Consider the following 15532-nt stretch of genomic DNA (forward strand, 5'->3'; position numbering starts at 1 on the left):
CGGGAGAGGGGACTGCCGCCGTCCTGACAATTTAGCCACGCTGACAAGCGTCCTACCCCCTCTCCCTCGATCGGACCGGCCTTCGGCCGGCCGAGAGCGGGGGAGGGATGGGGAGGGGGCAACGCAGTTCAATCAATCGTTCAAAAACGGATTGTACAGCCGCTCTTCCCCGAAATTCGACATCGGGCCATGGCCGGGGATGAAGGCGATGTCGTCGCCGTAGGGGAACAGCTTGTCGCGGATCGAGGCGATCAGGTCGGCGTAGTTGCCCTTGGGGAAGTCGGTGCGGCCGATCGAGCCCTGGAACAGCACGTCGCCGACGATGGCCAGCTTCGACGGACGGTGGATGAACACGACATGGCCGGGGGTGTGGCCGGGGCAGTGGCGGACCTCCAGCGTCTGGTTGCCGACGGTCACCGTGTCGCCTTCCTCCAGCCAGCGGCCGGGCGTGAAGGAACGGACCGGCGGGAAGCCGAACATCTGGCTCTGCATCGGCATGCCGTCGATCCAGAACTGGTCGTCGCGGTGCGGCCCCTCGATCGGCAGCGACAGCTTGTCGGCCAGATCGGCGACGGCGCCGGCATGGTCGATGTGGCCGTGGGTGACGAGGATCTTCTCCAGCGTCACGCCCTTCGCCTTCGCCGCGGCCAGGATGCGGTCCAGGTCGCCGCCCGGATCGATGGCGGCGCCCTTCATCGTCTCGGGGCACCAGAGCACCGTGCAGTTCTGCTGGAACGGGGTGACCGGAACGATGGCGTACTGCATGTCCTGACCTTCGGCTCTGCGGGAAAATGATGAAATGACCCCATGGGCAGGGCGACCTTAGCGCGCCCGCGCCGGATGCCGCAAACCATTCGCGCAAAGCCGGTCGCATTGGCCGGAGAAACTGGCTAAGGTCCGGGCGTCCGGCGGGAATGCGCTTTTGGGTGGAATACCGCGCCGGTACGAAATGTTAACCACCGAAGCTTTAGATCGGGGCGGACCAACCACCGTCGCCGCAATAAAACGGATTCCGCCGGAATGCTGTCGCAGAAAGCCAAATATGCGTTGCGTGCCCTCATCATGCTGGCGGAGAAGGACACCGGCGACCTGATCCTGATCGCCGACATCGCCGAGCGCGAGAACATCCCGCGCAAGTTCCTGGAAGCGATCCTGGTCGAGCTGCGCAAGGAAGGCATCCTGTTCGCCAAGCGCGGCAAGAGCGGCGGCTACCGGCTGGCCCGCCCCGCCGCCCAGATCACCTTCGGCGAAGTGATTCGCCTGATCGACGGCCACCTTGCCCCGCTTCCCTGCGCCAGCAAGGGCTCCTTCAAGCCCTGCGAGGATTGCATCGATACGGAGACCTGCTCTGTGCGCTGGCTGATGCTGCAGGTCCGCGACGCAACCGCCTCCGTGCTCGACAACCGGACGCTGGCCGACGCCCTGCGCCACCGCCAGTCCACCGGCAGCATCGCCGCCAACTTCGACATCTGACCGTCCCGCTTGCCGCCCCATTTGAATTCGCATTTGAGACGGCGGGTGGGCCTCCCGTATGGTTGGCCCAACCATTGGTAAGGGAGGGTTCGGCATGTCTGAAGAGAAGGTGGCCGTCATCACGGCCGGGGGCAGTGGCATGGGGGCGGCCTCGGCGCGTCGGCTGGCGGCCGACGGGTTCAAGGTCGCGATCCTGTCCTCCTCCGGCAAGGGCGAGGCGCTGGCCGCGGAACTGGGCGGCATCGGGGTAACCGGGTCGAACCAATCCAACGACGATTTGAAGCGGCTGGTCGATGCGACGATGCAGCGCTGGGGCCGCATCGACGCGCTGGTCAACAGCGCCGGCCATGGACCGCGCGGTCCCCTGCTGGAGATCAGCGACGAGGACTGGCACCGCGGGATCGAGGTCTATTTCCTCAACGTCGTGCGGGCGGTTCGGCTGGTGGCACCGATCATGGTGGCGCAGAAGGCGGGCTCCATCGTCAACATCTCCACCGCCTGGGCGTTCGAGCCGAGCGCGATGTTCCCGACCTCCGCCGTCGCGCGGGCCGGGCTGGCCGCCTATACCAAGCTCTTCGCCGACCAGTATGCGGCGGACAATGTGCGGATGAACAACGTCCTGCCGGGCTGGATCGACAGCCTGCCGGCGACGGAGGAACGGCGCCAGAGCGTGCCGATGCAGCGTTACGGCAGCAGCGATGAGATCGCGGCGACGGTGGCCTTCCTGGCCTCGCCGGGCGCCGGCTACATCACCGGCCAGAACATCCGGGTCGATGGCGGGCTGAGCCGCTCGGTGTGAGCTGGCGGCTAAGCCACTGGAAGGAAAACGACTTTGCGTCATCCCCGCGAAGGCGGGGATCCAGGAAACTTTGCGGATGAGCCGCTGTGGCGGCTGGATTCCCGCCTTCGCGGGAATGACGGCCGAGGAAGTCGTTTCCTGTCGGTTGGTGGAAACGAAAAGGGCCGGCGAGGTGCCGGCCCTTTTTTTCTTATGAACTCCTCGCCGTATCAGTCGGCGAAGGGGTCCGTCATCAGGATGGTGTCGTCGCGTTCCGGGCTGGTCGACAGCAGGGCGACCGGGGCCTGGATCAGTTCCTCGATGTGGCGGACATACTTGACGGCCTGGGCCGGCAGCTCCGCCCAGGAGCGGGCGCCGCGGGTGGTGTCCTTCCAGCCTTCGAAGGTCTCGTAGATCGGCTCGACGCGGGCCTGGGAACCGGCGTTCGACGGGTAATAGTCGATCTCCTTGCCGTCCAGCTTGTAGCCGACGCAGACCTTGATCTCGTCGAAGCCGTCCAACACGTCCAGCTTGGTGAGCGCGATGCCGTCGATGCCGCCGGTCTTGACCGCCTGGCGGACCATGACGGCGTCGAACCAGCCGCAGCGGCGCTTGCGTCCGGTGACCACGCCGAACTCCTTGCCCTTCTGGCCGATCAGTTCGCCGATGTCGTCCAGCAACTCGGTCGGGAAGGGGCCGGAGCCGACGCGGGTGGTGTAGGCCTTGCAGATGCCAAGCACATAGCCGACGGCGCGCGGACCCATGCCGCTGCCGGCGGCGGCGTTGCCGGCCACCGTGTTGGAGGAGGTGACGTACGGATAGGTGCCGTGGTCGATGTCCAGCATCGTGCCCTGGGCGCCTTCGAACAGGATGCGCTTGCCGGCGCGGCGCAGTTCGTCCAACTGCTTCCAGACGACGGCGGCGTAGGGCAGGACCTGCGGCGCGATCTCGCGCAGCGGGTCGAGGATGTCGGCCGGGGTCATCTCCGGCGCACCCAGCGCGCGGAACAGCGCGTTGTGGTGGGCGAGCAGGGCGTCGACCTTCTCCACCAGCACGGCGTCGTCGGTCAGGTCGCACAGGCGGATGGCGCGGCGGGCGACCTTGTCCTCATAGGCCGGGCCGATGCCGCGGCCGGTGGTGCCGATCTTGCCGGCGCCCTTGGCCTCTTCCCGCGCCTTGTCCAGCGCGCTGTGCACCGGCAGGATCAGCGGCACGTTTTCGGCGACGATCAGGTTTTCCGGGGTGACGGAGACGCCCTTTTCCTTGATCGCGTTGACTTCGCGGATGAAGGCCCACGGGTCGAAGACGACGCCGTTGCCGATGACCGACAGCTTGCTCTGGCGCACCACGCCGGACGGCAGCAGGCTCAGCTTGTATTCGACGCCGTTGATCACCAGCGTGTGGCCGGCGTTGTGACCGCCCTGGAAGCGCACCACCACATCGGCCCGGCTGGACAGCCAGTCGACGATCTTGCCCTTGCCCTCGTCGCCCCACTGGGCGCCGACCACCGCAACGTTGGCCATCTCTCGTCTCCGCAAAACTTCAAAAGGAACCGCTCGACCGCCCGATCCACCGCAGGGCACCATCCGCGCGGCGTGGGGGTCCGTTCACCCTAAACCCAAGCTCATCGAACCCAAGCTTATCCGGCCGGCTTGACGTCACCGCCGGCCAGCCAATGGCCGCACTGGAGCCGTTTGGCTTCCGCGGCCGCATCGGCCACCGGGGCGAGCCCGGCAACCGTCACCCATCCGTCGGCCCGCAGCCTGCGCGCCGTCTCCCAGCCGCTGCCATGCGGCACATAGACCCGGCCGGGGGCCTTGGCCGCGGGAACCGCGCGCAGAAGCGTGTCCATATAGAGCGTGAAGCCGGTCGCCGGCTCCCCGCGGTCTTCCCCTTGGGCGCCGGCGCGGTAGCGTCCGCCCTGGCCCAGTTCCCCCGCCGCGCGGGAGAACAGGGTGAAGCTGAGGCCGGTCTGATATTCGAAGCCGCGATGTTCCACCAGATCGATGGTCACCGTCAGGTCGGGCATCGCCGCGCGCAGCAGGGCCAGCGTGTCGGTCAGCCGGCGGCGGTCCTTCTCGGCCCCTTCCGGCAGCGGCAGGGCGGCCAGCGCCTGCATGGCGCGGTCGGCGGGACCGGAGGCGTCCATCAGCGTTTCGAGCAGCTTGGCCGCCGGGCCGCCGACGGCCGCTACCGCGGCCGAGTCCTTGCGGTCCAGCGCGGCGCGCAGCTGGCGGATTTCATCCTCGCCCAGGCCGAGGCCGGCGCAGATGCGCGAGACCATGGTCGGCACGCAGAGGTCGACCGACAGGTGCGGGACGCCGATGGCGGTCAGCGCCTGGACGGCCAGCAGCACCACCTCGGCGTCAGCCTCCGCCTCAAGGGCGCCGATCAGCTCGACGCCGACCTGGGTGAACTGGCGTTCGGGGCGCAGCTGCGATCCCTTCACCCGCAGCACCTGCCCGGCGTAGCACAGGCGCAGCGGCCGCGCTTCGTTCTTCAGGCGGGTGGTGGCGATGCGGGCGATCTGCGGGGTGATGTCGGCGCGGACCGCCATCATGCGCTGCGAATGCGGGTCCATCAGCCGGAAGGTCTGCTTGGACATCGCGGCGCCGGGGCCGGAGAGCAGGTTCTCTTCGAACTCCACCAGGGGCGGATCGACGCGGCGGTAACCCTGCGCGGCGAATTCCGCCAGCAGGCGTTCGACGGCCGCCGCCTCATGCGCCGCTTCGGACGGCAGCACGTCGTGCAGTCCGGCGGGAAGCAGGGCGGAGCTCAGTGCGTCGGCGGGCATGACCAGCGTGTCTCGTTGCAGGCAGGGACAGGGATGCCGCGGCGAATGTCGGGCACACGGGGCGGGCTAATACCCGACACCCGCGCCGCATGCAAACGGAAAAGCCCCGCAAGGGGACGGTATCTCCCCTGCGCGGGCGGATTCGTCGCGGCGGATGGGCAGAAAAAGGGGGGCGGGTGTCTCCCTCTCCCGCCCCGGGAGAGGGCGATTGTTGGCAACCGAGGTCAGCCGGCGTCGGCCGGGCCGGCGTCGTCCAGGTCGGGGGGCAGCGGCAGGTCGATGTCCGGAGCGGCCGGCGACACCACGGCAAAGCTGCTGCCGTCGTTCTTCGGGCGCAGCACGGTCAGCGGCGAGCCGACCACCAGGAAATGGATGATCTCGGCGATGTTGGTGGCGTGGTCGCCGATGCGCTCCAGGTTCTTCGCCATGAACAGCAGATGCGTGCAGGGCGTGATGTTGCGCGGATCCTCCATCATATAGGTCAGGACCTCGCGGAACAGGCTGGTGTAGAGGTCGTCCAGTTCCTCGTCGCGCTCCCAGGCGGCGATGGCCTTGTCGACGTCGCGTTCGATATAGGCGTCGAGCACCTCTTTCAGGATCGCCTCGACCAGCCGGCCCATGCGCGGGATGCCGGCGGCCGGCCGCACCACCGGCACCTGGGCCAGCGCCAGCGACCGTTTGGCGATGTTGGCGGCATAGTCGCCGATCCGCTCCAAATCGGCGGAGACCTTCAGGGCGGAGACGATCTCGCGCAGATCCTGGGCCATCGGCTGGCGCAGGGCAAGCAGCCGCACCGCCTCCGCGTCGATGTCGCGCTCATAGGCGTCGAGCCGGGCATCGGCCTGCATCACCTGCGAGGCGAGCCCGACGTCGCGGCGGGTCACCGCCTTCACCGCGGCCTCGACCTGCGCCTCCGCCACGCCGCCCATCTGGGTGACGAGGTTGGACAGGCGCTGCAATTCCTGCGCGAAGGAGCGGACGATGTGTTCGGTGCCCATGTTCGGTCGCGACGCTCCAATGATGTCCGGTCCGTCCGCCGCAGCCCGCAGGGCCGCCACGCGCGGGACGTGTATATTAGCCTGTGGTCATGACGCCGGTGTGGCGGGGTTATTTCACTTTCTTGACAATCGGGTGTCGGCCGAGTGGCGCGGTTGTACTGTCGGCCGGCCCGTGACCTCGTCGGCGACCGACGTATTGGATTTGAAGTAACTCGGTAACTTCGTTAAAGGGTAAGCAGCCAAATTGAATCCGTCCGCATGGGGTACATCCCCCTGCACTGACCGGGAGGCCGCTTTTCATGTCCGTCGCGTTCCAGATGCCCCTCCGTTCCATCGCCGCGGGGTCCCTGCTTCTGCTGGCGGCCTCGCTGCCGGCGCTCGCCGCCGATCCGGCGCCGGCCGCAGGATCTCCCACCGCGTTGGTTGAGGATGTGTCCGACGGCGTCGACGGCGTGCAGCCGATGGATTACCTGGCGGCTGGCCGCACCGTGGCGCTGAAGGCGGGCCAGACGCTGACGCTGAGCTATCTGGAATCCTGCGTGAACGAGACGATCACCGGCGGCTCGGTGACGGTCGGCGCCCGCGAGTCGGCGGTGGAGGGCGGCAGCATCGACCGCCACACGCTGCCCTGCGACGGCGGCAAGCTGCTGCTGGCCTCCAACGAGGCGGGCAAGGCGGGGGTGACCGTCTTCCGCAGCGCCCCCATCGCCCTGCCGGGCATGAAGGCGCCGCTGCCCAAGCCGGACCTGACCCTGTTCAAGACCCATCCGGTGCTGATCCTGTCGGCCCCTGGCCCCGTCACCATCGACCGGCTGGACGTGCAGGGCATCGCGCTGACCACGGTCAATGTGCCCGGCACCACGCTGGACACCGCCAAGAAGGGCAATGGGCTGGAGCCGGGCGGCCTCTACAAGGTTTCCGCCGGGCAGAAGTCCTACATCGTGAAGATCGACGAGAAGGCCGCGGCCGGCGGCGGTCCGGCGCTCGGCCGCCTGATCCGCTTCTGAGCGGCGGGCGCGACCGTTGAACAGGATGAGGCTGCCCCGGCGCGTCCGGCTGGTCCTGCTCGGCGCGGTGGCGCCGGTCGTGGCATCATTTCTGGTGCTGGCCGCCTCGCCGTCGCTGCAGGGGCCGTCGATCGACAGCCTCTATTGGCTGCGGGAGCGGCTGCATGGCCCCCGGCCGGCGCCCGATCCGTCGCCGGTGGTGGTGGTCGGCATCGACGAGGAGACCTATCGCCGCCCGCCCTTCGCCGGCACGCCGCAGGCGCTGTGGGGGCCGCGGCTGGGCACCGTCCTCGGCGCCATGCTGGACGGCGGTGCGGCGGCCATCGGCCTCGACCTCGTCCACCCGACCTCCGTCGAGACGCTGATCCCCGGATTCGAGCGCGATTACCTGCTGACGTTACGTCGCGGCGGCAAGGAAGGGCGGCTGGTGCTGGCCAAGGTGCAGCATCAGAGCGATCCGCTGATGCCCTACCGCGGCTATATGATCGCCGCCGGGGTCAACAACGTCCGCTCGGTCAATCTGGTCGAGGATCCCGACGGCGTGCTGCGCCGCGTGCCGCTGACGCTGACCGTGGCCGGTCCCGACGGCAAGCCGAAGGCCGAGCCGGGCATGGCGGTGGAGGTGGCGTCGCGCGCGCTGAAGGCGCCGCTGGAGCGGGGAGCCGACGGCTCCGCCACGCTGGCCGGCTACCGGATTCCGGGCGGGGAGGGCAACCGGCTGCTGGTCAACCACGCGACGGCTGCCGGCGCCATCCCGACCTATTCGCTGGCCGACCTGTATGCCTGCGCCGAGGCCGGCAAGACCGACTTTTTCGCCAGCCACTTCAAGGGCAAGGCGGTGATGGTCGGCACCGTGCTGGACGTGGAGGACCGCAAGCTCTCCTCCAACCGCTGGGTCACCAAGCCGGAGGGGATGAATCTTCCCGAACGCTGCGCCCTGCCGGTGATGAGCGAGCTGTACGTCGCCGGCCGCACCCGCGACAGCATCCCCGGCGTCTACATCCATGCCGCCGCCATTTCCAACCTGATGGCGCACGATGCGCTGGCAGAGACCGGCCGGCCGGCCGCCGTGGCCCTGGTCCTGCTGCTGGCGGGGCTGGCCGCCGTGGTGACGCTGGCGACCCGGCCGCCGGTGGCGGCATTCGGCCTGCTCCTGCTGCTGGCGGGGTGGAGCGGCGTGGCGGTGGAGGCCTTTCAGGGCGGATTGGTCCTGCCCTATCTTCAGGCGGCGCTTGCGGCGCTGCTGGTCTTCCCGCTGGCGCTGGGTCTGCGCTTCGCCGTGCTGGACCGCGACCAGAGGCACATCCGCAACGCCTTCAAGCTCTATCTGCCGGGATCGCTGATCGACGACATGATCGCGTCGGGCCAGTCGCCCAGCCTGGGTGGCGAGGAGCGCGACCTGTCGATCCTGTTCTGCGACATCGCCGGCTTCACCAAGATGTCGGAGGGGATGGAGCCGGAAGCCCTGGTCGCCGTTCTGAACCGCTATTTCACGGTGATGACCGACATCATCGAGGCGCATGGCGGCTTCGTCGACAAATACATCGGCGACGCCGTGCTGGCGGTGTTCGGCGCCCCCTATGCCATCGACAACCATGCCCGCGCCGCGGTGGCCGCAGCGCTGGCGATGCGTCAGGCGATGGCGGACGACCCGACCCTGCTGGCGACGGCCAGCGGGCGCGGCTCCAACCGCATCGGCATCGCCACCGGGCCGGCGCTGATCGGCAACATCGGCTCGCCCCGCCGCTTCAACTACACGGTGATGGGCGACACGGTGAACCTGGCGTCCCGCTTGGAAGGCGCCAACAAATACTACAACACCGTCCTGATGGTCAGCGGCGAGACGATGCGCCACCACGGCGACCCGGAGGCCTTCCGTGCGCTCGACATCGTGCAGGTCGTCGGCCGCAGCGAGCCCGTCGAGGTGTTCGAGCCGCTGTCCGATGCCCGCCGCGCCGATCCGGAGGAGCGCGCCCAGCGCGCCGCCTACGCAACTGCCCTCGACCACTGGCGCGCCGGCCGGTTCGAGGCCGCCGCCGCCGGCTTCCGCGCCCTGGTCGCCGCCGACGGCGCCGCCCTGGCGATGTTGCACAAGGCGGAAAAGCGCATCGGCCTGACGCCCGAGCCGGACTGGGCCGGCGTCACCGCCCTCACCGACAAATAGCCGGACGACGATAAGCCGTGTCGCGAACCGCCATGCCCACCCCCATGCCCCGACGCCTGCATCGGCTCGCCCGCCTGTCCGCCCTGCTGCTGGCCGGCGTCGCCGCCCCGCTGCCGGCACTGGCGCAGACGGTGCCGCCGGTTTTGCCGCCCTCGCTCGATCCCAACCGTCTGGAGCAGCGTTTCGAACGGCCGGCCGTGCCGCAATCCTCGCCGGAGATCGAGATGCCGGCGCCGGAAAAGGCGCCGCCGCCCCGTGATGCGGAACGCATCACCCTGACGCTGAGTGAGGTCCGCATCGACGGCAACAGCGTCTACGACCGCGACAGCCTGGCCGCCCTGTGGCGCGACAAGCTGGGCAAGCCGATCACCCTGGCCGACCTCTACGCCATCCGCGACGCCATCACCGCCCGCTACCGCAACGACGGCTATGTGCTGTCCCAGGCGGTGGTGCCGGCCCAGCGCATCCGCGACGGCGTCGTCCGTCTGCAGGTGGTGGAGGGCTATGTCGACGAGGTTGTCGTCCAGGGCGAGGCGACCGACCGGCTCGGCCTGCTGCGGCGGATGGGGGAGAAGATCAAGGCCTCCCGCCCGCTGCGCATGGCGGACATGGAGCGTTACGTCCTGTTGGCCGACGATTTGCCCGGCGTCGCGGTGAAGACGGTGCTGGAGGCGTCGCCCGACACCCCCGGCGCCTCGCGCCTGACGCTGGCGTTGGAGCGCACGCCCTTCAACGGCTTCCTGTCGCTCGACAACCGCGGCACCCGCTCGATCGGTCCCTTCCAGTTGACCGGCGTCGCCAGCGTCGAGGACCAGCTCGGCCTGTTCGAGCGCACCACCGCCCAGGGCATCGTCACCCCGCAGATCCGCGAACTGCGCTTCTTCGACGTCGGACAACTGGTGCCGGTGGATGCCGAGGGCACGACGGTGGAGTATGGCGTCCGCCGCTCCTGGTCGCAACCCGGCGACAGCGTGCGTCCGCTCGACCTCTACAGCCTGACCACCTCCGGCCGCGTGGCGGTTTCGCATCCCTTCATCCGCAGGCGGACGGAGACCTTGCGCGCCGGCCTCAGTTTCACCATCCGCGACAGCCGCACCGATGCGCTGGGGGATAAGCTGTCGCAGGACCGGCTGCGCATCGTCGCCGCCAACGTCGCTTACGATTTCGCCGACGGCTGGGGCGGGTCGAACCTGCTGACGGCGGAACTGTCCAAGGGCCTGGACATCCTGAACGCCACGGAATCCGGCAGCGCCAACCTGACCCGCAGCGGCGGCCGCAGCGATTTTCGCAAGCTGCTGGTCTCGGCCCAGCGCAACCAGCCGCTGACCGATTCACTGGTCCTCGCCCTCTCCGGCGAGGCGCAATACAGCCCCGACCAACTGCTGTCGTCAGAGGAATACGGCCTTGGCGGCAAACAGTATGGCCGCGCCTTCGACCCGTCGGAGATCACTGGAGACAGCGGATTCGCCGGCCGGGCGGAGCTGCAATACATTCTGCCGGCCCAGGAGGAGGGGCTGGATTATGCGGTCGCCTACGGCTTCGGCGATTATGGTGCGGTCTACAATTACGAGGGCGGCACGCGCCACGGCCGCCGGTCGCTCGCCTCCGCCGGCGTCGGCCTGCGCTTCGGCGTGTTCCGGCGCATCGACGCCGGCGTGGAAGTGGCGAAACCCTTCATCACCACGCCGTTCAGCACGCAGGACCGCGCCCCGCGCGCCTTCTTCACCCTCTCGACGCGATTCTGAAGCTTCGCGATTTCGATCCGAACACAAGGCTGTCCCCGCGCCGCCCGCTTGCACGATCATCCCGTGCCGGCGCCGCAGCGGATGCCTGAACGTCACGGCCAATACCGCTTGTACCTATCCCAAACCTGCTCCTGCGAACTCCGGTAAAAGTTCCGCAGTACTGCGGTGCTGGGCGCGTCACCATGATGTCGATCTGGGGGGGTCACGGTATCGGCGCCGCGATCAGCGCCTCCATCAAGATGCGGCGGGCGGGATCAAGGCGGACGCTCCGCTCCGGTACATCCGCAATTCTCCCCTTCCCTTGCCGATCACTAGGAAAGAAGAGAAGGGATCAGCGCAGATCACGACAGTCAATCGTATGTATTTGCAGTTTACTATATCGGGTCCGAATTTGTATTGACGGATATGGTTGCAAGGAAGAACATAAATCTCTCCTATCAACCATTTTCTGGACGGATAATATCGTGAAAATAGTATTGCCATGCCTCTTGCTTGCGGCTGCGGTTACACTTCCGGCGACCGTCAAGGCACAAGGGATGCCGAGTGGAATGGTCTTCTTCTTCACCTCCGGTGCGATATGCCCATCGGGCAGCAGCCGGGTTGACGATGCCAGCGGCCGCCTGATTCTTGGGACCTCGCAGCCTTCCAGCATCGGAATTGCGAACTCCGCAGAGACGATGAAAGACCAGAGCCCCCCATCTCACACCCATGCTGCAACATTTACGTTCAACGTAGGATCGAACAGCTTAAAGTCTGCCGGTGGAATCCGTGATACCGGGACGAGTGGGCAAAAATCATCGACTATCGGATTCGATGCTTCAGGTGGTGATCTTCCATATACGCAAATGCTTGTTTGCAAAGTGAATTGAGGAGGTCGAAATGAAATACTGTCAAATTGCTTCGGCGATCGGTGCTTGTTTTCTGGTTTCGGCCGCTATGGCAGCTCATGCAGCCGATGGTTTGCCGAAAGGTACGATCGCTTATTTCGCTAAGTCCTGTCCCAGCGGCTGGTCGTCTTACGACAATGCCAATGGGCGCTTCCTGTTGCCGGTGCCGAGCGGTGGCGGTGTCGCTGCCATGATCGGTACGCCGCTTGGCGGCGTCGATGCTGCCGGCAAGCATAGCCATACCGCCGGAACCACCGTCAATCCCGGCAATGTCCAGCGTCAGGAGAATAGTGGGTCGAGAAAGCAGCGTGCGGCGCCGCAGCCGGTGAAGTCCGAACAGGCAACAAGCAGTCCGCCGACCGCCCTTCTACCCGCCGTTTCTTATCTGGTCTGCAAGAAGACGGACGACGGCGACAGTTCGCCCGTCATTGCGGGCGTCGCCACCTTCTTCGACGCTACCAGTTGCCCATCGAACTGGCAGTCTTTCGAATCGGCTCGCGGGCGTTACTTGGTCGGCTTGCCAAGCAATGCATTCGGACCATCGAATTTTGGCGGCACAGCTTTGAGCGTGGGCGAGGAGCGAAAGCACAAACACCATTTCGCAGGCACGCTCGACTACAACAATGCCGGCCTCAAGCAAAGCGGCGGGCATCACAACTTTGCCGCTCCACATGAAGCCAGTTTCTCGGATTTTTCCGACGAGAGTGCAATCGGGGCCCCATATATAGCCCTGACCTTCTGCAGCAAACAATAGTCCGGATCAGGATCCCATGTCCGGCAGCTTTCGACAGGCTGCCGGACACGGCGATGCAATGGTGTTCGCAACAACTGCCTTGTGGCCAGACCAATCCCGTCGGCTCCGGCTCGCCTGAGTCCGAAGCGTGACGGCAGTCCTATGCAAACCCCATGATCAGATCAGCTCGACCCGCTGGGCGACCGGCGCATCCTCCGACCCGACGGCCAGATAACGGACGTCCTCGCCGTCGGCGACGATGTCCAGGCCCGACTGGCGCAGGGTTGCACGGTCGAAATAGACGGTCGCGCCATCTTCCCACGGCTCGATCAGGCCGGACTGGCTGTCCAGATTGTACCAGCGCACCGTGCCGTAGGCCATCGTGGCCGGGCCCGCGGGCTCGGCCTGACGCTCACGCCGTTCACGCGGCGGCTTCGGCGGACGGGCGAAGCCCTCGCCGCCTTCGTCGGGCTGTGCACCCATGCCGGGGGGCTGGCCCATCGGTTGGGCAGCCGAGGCGGTGGCGCGCGGCGGGCGCTGGTTGCGGGCGCGCGGGGCCGGCGGGGTTTCCGGCGGCGTGGCGGAGTGAATGGCGACGACCTGGGGTCCCTTGGCACCCTGGGCCAGATCGCAGACGACCGTCGTGCCCTCGACCGGGTTGGGCAGCGAGGCGGCGGCCAGGACCGAAGCGTGCAAGAAAGCCTCTCCGGAGCCATCGGCGAGGCGGACGAACCCAAAACCCTTTTCCGGTTTGAACCACTTTACCGTCGCGGTGACGCTCGTCGCGGTGACGTTCTTCAACTCTTCGCTCAAGACAGGTCCCTTTCACGTCCTGTAGCCGGGGGAGGGCGGCCCTGACGCTGAACTGGGCGCGGCACCGCTGTATGACCAAGAACAAGACCCCGGCGGTGGCAAGCTTATCATAAAATTCCAGAAAATGGCCAGTGCGGTGATGGCCTGTAACAGTACCGCAAATGCCGGAACCGCCTCGGCTTCCACCCATGCCCGCATTGCGCGAGCAGATCAGTACAGATCCAAGCCTCTTACGATGGCCCAGGTTCACAAACAAAATCGGACAATAACACCACGAAATTCAGGTGCGGTATCAGGATACAAATTGCCGATCTTGTAGTTCTAACCTGTCCATCGGAGGTACTTAAGCTGTAAATAAATTTTTAACTAAAAAATTCGACTCATGCCTCCATCAGAACGGAGGATTGACTTATGACGACCACCGACCAGGCCGCTTTTTTCGTGTCCACCAAGGGCAATGACAGCTGGTCCGGGCGGCTCGCCGCTCCCAACGCCGCCGGCACCGACGGTCCCTTCGCCAGCCTCGAGAAGGCGCGGGACGCCATGCGGGCAAGCGATATCGACACCACCTATGTTCGTGGCGGCACCTATCGCCTGAACAAGACGCTGACACTCGACTCCCATGACGACGGCCACAGCTTCCTCGCCTACAAGAGCGAGACGCCGGTGCTGAGCGGTGGGGAGCGGGTGACCGGCTTCACCTATGAGGGCAAAGGGCTTTATTCCGCCAAGCTATCCTCCGCCAACGGCCTGGACGTCAGCATCGGCGGCGTCCGTCAGCATGCGGCGCAGACCGGCGATTTCGATCCGGCCCGTGCCGCGACCAGCGGCTGGCATGTGCTGAAGGCCGAGTCCACCGGTGCCAGCAAGACCAGCTTCAATTTTTCCGCCGGCGACATCCCCTCGGGTCTGAAGCCCCATGCCGGGCTGGTCGTTCAGACCTTCGACACCGAAAGGCTGAAGGACGACATCTCGCATGTGAAGTCGATCGACCAGTATCACCACACGGTGACCCTCGACGACGCGGCCTCCTATGGGCTGCGCACCGGTGGGACCTATCGGATGATGAACGACGCCTCGCTGATCCGCGACGCCGGTGAATTCGGCTGGCGCGCTGGCGACGGCAAGCTGGTGGTGAAGCCGGAACATGCCGGCAGCTTCCAGTCGGACGGCGTGGTCGTCGCCCGGCTCGGCTCGCTGATCAAGACCAGCAATGCCAGCAACGTCAGCTTCGAAGGTCTGACCTTTTCCGACACACGTTATGACGGCTCTGCGCTGTCGATGCAGGGTGGGCACGGCAACTCGGTCGGTGGCAATCATTTCGTCAATGTCGGGACCGCCGTCTCGCTCGACGGCACCGACGACAGCCGCATCGCCGGCAATCATATGGAGCAGCTCGGCAACAACGGCGTTTCGATGATCCACGCCGCCAACGGCAACCGCATCTACGCCAACACCATCGAGCATATCGGCCAGATCACCAAGGGCGGCGCCGGCATCGGCGGGGTCGGCAGCAGCAACACGCTGGTCAGCCACAACGACATCACCGATGCACCGCGTTACGGCGTGTCGTTCAAGGAGTGGGACGACGGCCAGCTGAACCACAAGAACATTGTGGAGTTCAACAAGATCCATCATGTCGGGCAGGAAACCGCCGACGGTGGCGGCATCGAGATGCTGGGCCGCTCCGCCCAGAACATGGGCTCGGTCATCCGCGGCAATGAGGTGATCGACACCGGCGGCCTTGCCACGGACATCATAGGCAACTGGCTGACCGATCACAAGGGATGGGGCATCTCGCTCGACGATCTGACCAGCGGCGTCGTGGTGCGCGACAATTTCGTGAAGGGCTTCGCCTGGGCCGGCATCTATGTCCATGGCGGCGACGACAATCTGCTGGAAAACAACTTCGGTGTCGCCAGCCGTCCGGAGGACGCGTTCATCCGCCTGGAATGGGTGCCGAAGGCCGGTGCCGAGGCGCGCCCGCATGACAACATGGTGATCCACAACCTTGCGGCCGGCGATATGCCGATCAACCAGTACTGGAAGCTTCTCAGCCCCGGCAGGCTGACGATGGACGGCAACGTCGCCGCCAACGGCCGTGCCTATGGTCCGAACGACGCTGTCTTCAATCCGGGCT

The 15532-nt window shown here is 66.4% G+C and carries 12 protein-coding genes (1 of these 12 running past the window's edge); 7 read left to right on the top strand and 5 right to left on the bottom strand.

Translation table 11 applies throughout. The features are described 5' to 3' along the window. Positions 1-132: 132 nt before the first annotated feature. Positions 133-765: an MBL fold metallo-hydrolase gene (locus tag PWS46_RS22700; RefSeq protein WP_434623125.1), complete on the bottom strand. Its 633-nt coding sequence runs from the start codon at positions 763-765 to the stop codon at positions 133-135. A gap of 255 nt (positions 766-1020) precedes the next feature. On the opposite strand from PWS46_RS22700, the gene PWS46_RS22705 reads away from it, so the two are divergent. After that, entirely contained in the window at positions 1021-1473 is a 453-nt protein-coding gene (locus tag PWS46_RS22705) for an RrF2 family transcriptional regulator (protein WP_085085625.1), read from the top strand. A gap of 94 nt (positions 1474-1567) precedes the next feature. Beyond that, positions 1568-2272, top strand: coding sequence for an SDR family oxidoreductase (locus PWS46_RS22710; protein ID WP_434623127.1), 705 nt, complete (start codon positions 1568-1570; stop codon positions 2270-2272). A 209-nt stretch (positions 2273-2481) separates the two neighbouring features. Here the strand turns inward: PWS46_RS22710 and PWS46_RS22715 are convergent, their stop codons facing one another. From PWS46_RS22715 to phoU, 3 genes are all read right to left on the bottom strand, one after another. Continuing rightward, a complete protein-coding gene (locus PWS46_RS22715; RefSeq protein WP_085085621.1) occupies positions 2482-3774 on the bottom strand; it encodes an adenylosuccinate synthase in 1293 nt (430 codons plus the stop codon). A gap of 116 nt (positions 3775-3890) precedes the next feature. Beyond that, on the bottom strand, positions 3891-5045 hold the full coding sequence (locus PWS46_RS22720; RefSeq protein WP_434623128.1) for an ATP phosphoribosyltransferase regulatory subunit: 1155 nt from the start codon (positions 5043-5045) through the stop codon (positions 3891-3893). Positions 5046-5269: 224 nt separating this feature from the next. Continuing rightward, positions 5270-6043, bottom strand: a complete 774-nt coding sequence (gene phoU, locus PWS46_RS22725) for a phosphate signaling complex protein PhoU (RefSeq protein WP_434623129.1) — start codon at positions 6041-6043, stop codon at positions 5270-5272. A gap of 299 nt (positions 6044-6342) precedes the next feature. Between phoU and PWS46_RS22730 the strand changes: the two genes are divergently transcribed. The 4 genes from PWS46_RS22730 to PWS46_RS22745 all read left to right on the top strand — a co-directional run bounded on the left by PWS46_RS22730 (position 6343) and on the right by PWS46_RS22745 (position 12600). Then, entirely contained in the window at positions 6343-7050 is a 708-nt protein-coding gene (locus tag PWS46_RS22730) for a hypothetical protein (RefSeq protein WP_434623130.1), read from the top strand. 25 nt (positions 7051-7075) lie between these two features. Beyond that, positions 7076-9214 carry a CHASE2 domain-containing protein gene (locus PWS46_RS22735; protein ID WP_434623131.1) on the top strand — a complete coding sequence of 713 codons (2139 nt, stop codon included), beginning with the start codon at positions 7076-7078 and terminating at the stop codon, positions 9212-9214. A gap of 32 nt (positions 9215-9246) precedes the next feature. Next, positions 9247-10959, top strand: a complete 1713-nt coding sequence (locus tag PWS46_RS22740; protein ID WP_434623132.1) for a ShlB/FhaC/HecB family hemolysin secretion/activation protein — start codon at positions 9247-9249, stop codon at positions 10957-10959. Between the two features lie 879 nt (positions 10960-11838). Beyond that, entirely contained in the window at positions 11839-12600 is a 762-nt protein-coding gene (locus PWS46_RS22745; RefSeq protein ID WP_434623133.1) for a hypothetical protein, read from the top strand. A gap of 156 nt (positions 12601-12756) precedes the next feature. Here the strand turns inward: PWS46_RS22745 and PWS46_RS22750 are convergent, their stop codons facing one another. Next, positions 12757-13392: a cold-shock protein gene (locus PWS46_RS22750; protein WP_434623134.1), complete on the bottom strand. Its 636-nt coding sequence runs from the start codon at positions 13390-13392 to the stop codon at positions 12757-12759. A gap of 411 nt (positions 13393-13803) precedes the next feature. Here PWS46_RS22750 and PWS46_RS22755 point away from each other — a divergent pair, with 411 nt between their 5' ends. Continuing rightward, positions 13804-15532 carry the 5' portion of a right-handed parallel beta-helix repeat-containing protein gene (locus PWS46_RS22755; RefSeq protein WP_434623135.1) on the top strand. The gene runs 152 nt beyond the window's last position, so 1729 of the gene's 1881 nt are visible here — the first part of the coding sequence; its start codon is at positions 13804-13806; its stop codon lies beyond the right edge, outside the window.

Source organism: Azospirillum sp. B2RO_4, from assembly GCF_051124815.1.
GTDB lineage: Bacteria > Pseudomonadota > Alphaproteobacteria > Azospirillales > Azospirillaceae > Azospirillum.

What these genes read in the sequence shown, in the direction of transcription:
- PWS46_RS22720 (WP_434623128.1), bottom strand. Translation starts at nt 5,045, where the DNA reads ATGCCCGCCGACGCACTGAGCTCCGCCCTGCTTCCCGCCGGACTGCAC.
- PWS46_RS22705 (WP_085085625.1), top strand. Translation starts at nt 1,021, where the DNA reads ATGCTGTCGCAGAAAGCCAAATATGCGTTGCGTGCCCTCATCATGCTG.
- PWS46_RS22700 (WP_434623125.1), bottom strand. Translation starts at nt 765, where the DNA reads ATGCAGTACGCCATCGTTCCGGTCACCCCGTTCCAGCAGAACTGCACG.
- phoU (WP_434623129.1), bottom strand. Translation starts at nt 6,043, where the DNA reads ATGGGCACCGAACACATCGTCCGCTCCTTCGCGCAGGAATTGCAGCGC.
- PWS46_RS22735 (WP_434623131.1), top strand. Translation starts at nt 7,076, where the DNA reads ATGAGGCTGCCCCGGCGCGTCCGGCTGGTCCTGCTCGGCGCGGTGGCG.
- PWS46_RS22715 (WP_085085621.1), bottom strand. Translation starts at nt 3,774, where the DNA reads ATGGCCAACGTTGCGGTGGTCGGCGCCCAGTGGGGCGACGAGGGCAAG.
- PWS46_RS22730 (WP_434623130.1), top strand. Translation starts at nt 6,343, where the DNA reads ATGTCCGTCGCGTTCCAGATGCCCCTCCGTTCCATCGCCGCGGGGTCC.
- PWS46_RS22740 (WP_434623132.1), top strand. Translation starts at nt 9,247, where the DNA reads ATGCCCACCCCCATGCCCCGACGCCTGCATCGGCTCGCCCGCCTGTCC.
- PWS46_RS22710 (WP_434623127.1), top strand. Translation starts at nt 1,568, where the DNA reads ATGTCTGAAGAGAAGGTGGCCGTCATCACGGCCGGGGGCAGTGGCATG.
- PWS46_RS22745 (WP_434623133.1), top strand. Translation starts at nt 11,839, where the DNA reads ATGAAATACTGTCAAATTGCTTCGGCGATCGGTGCTTGTTTTCTGGTT.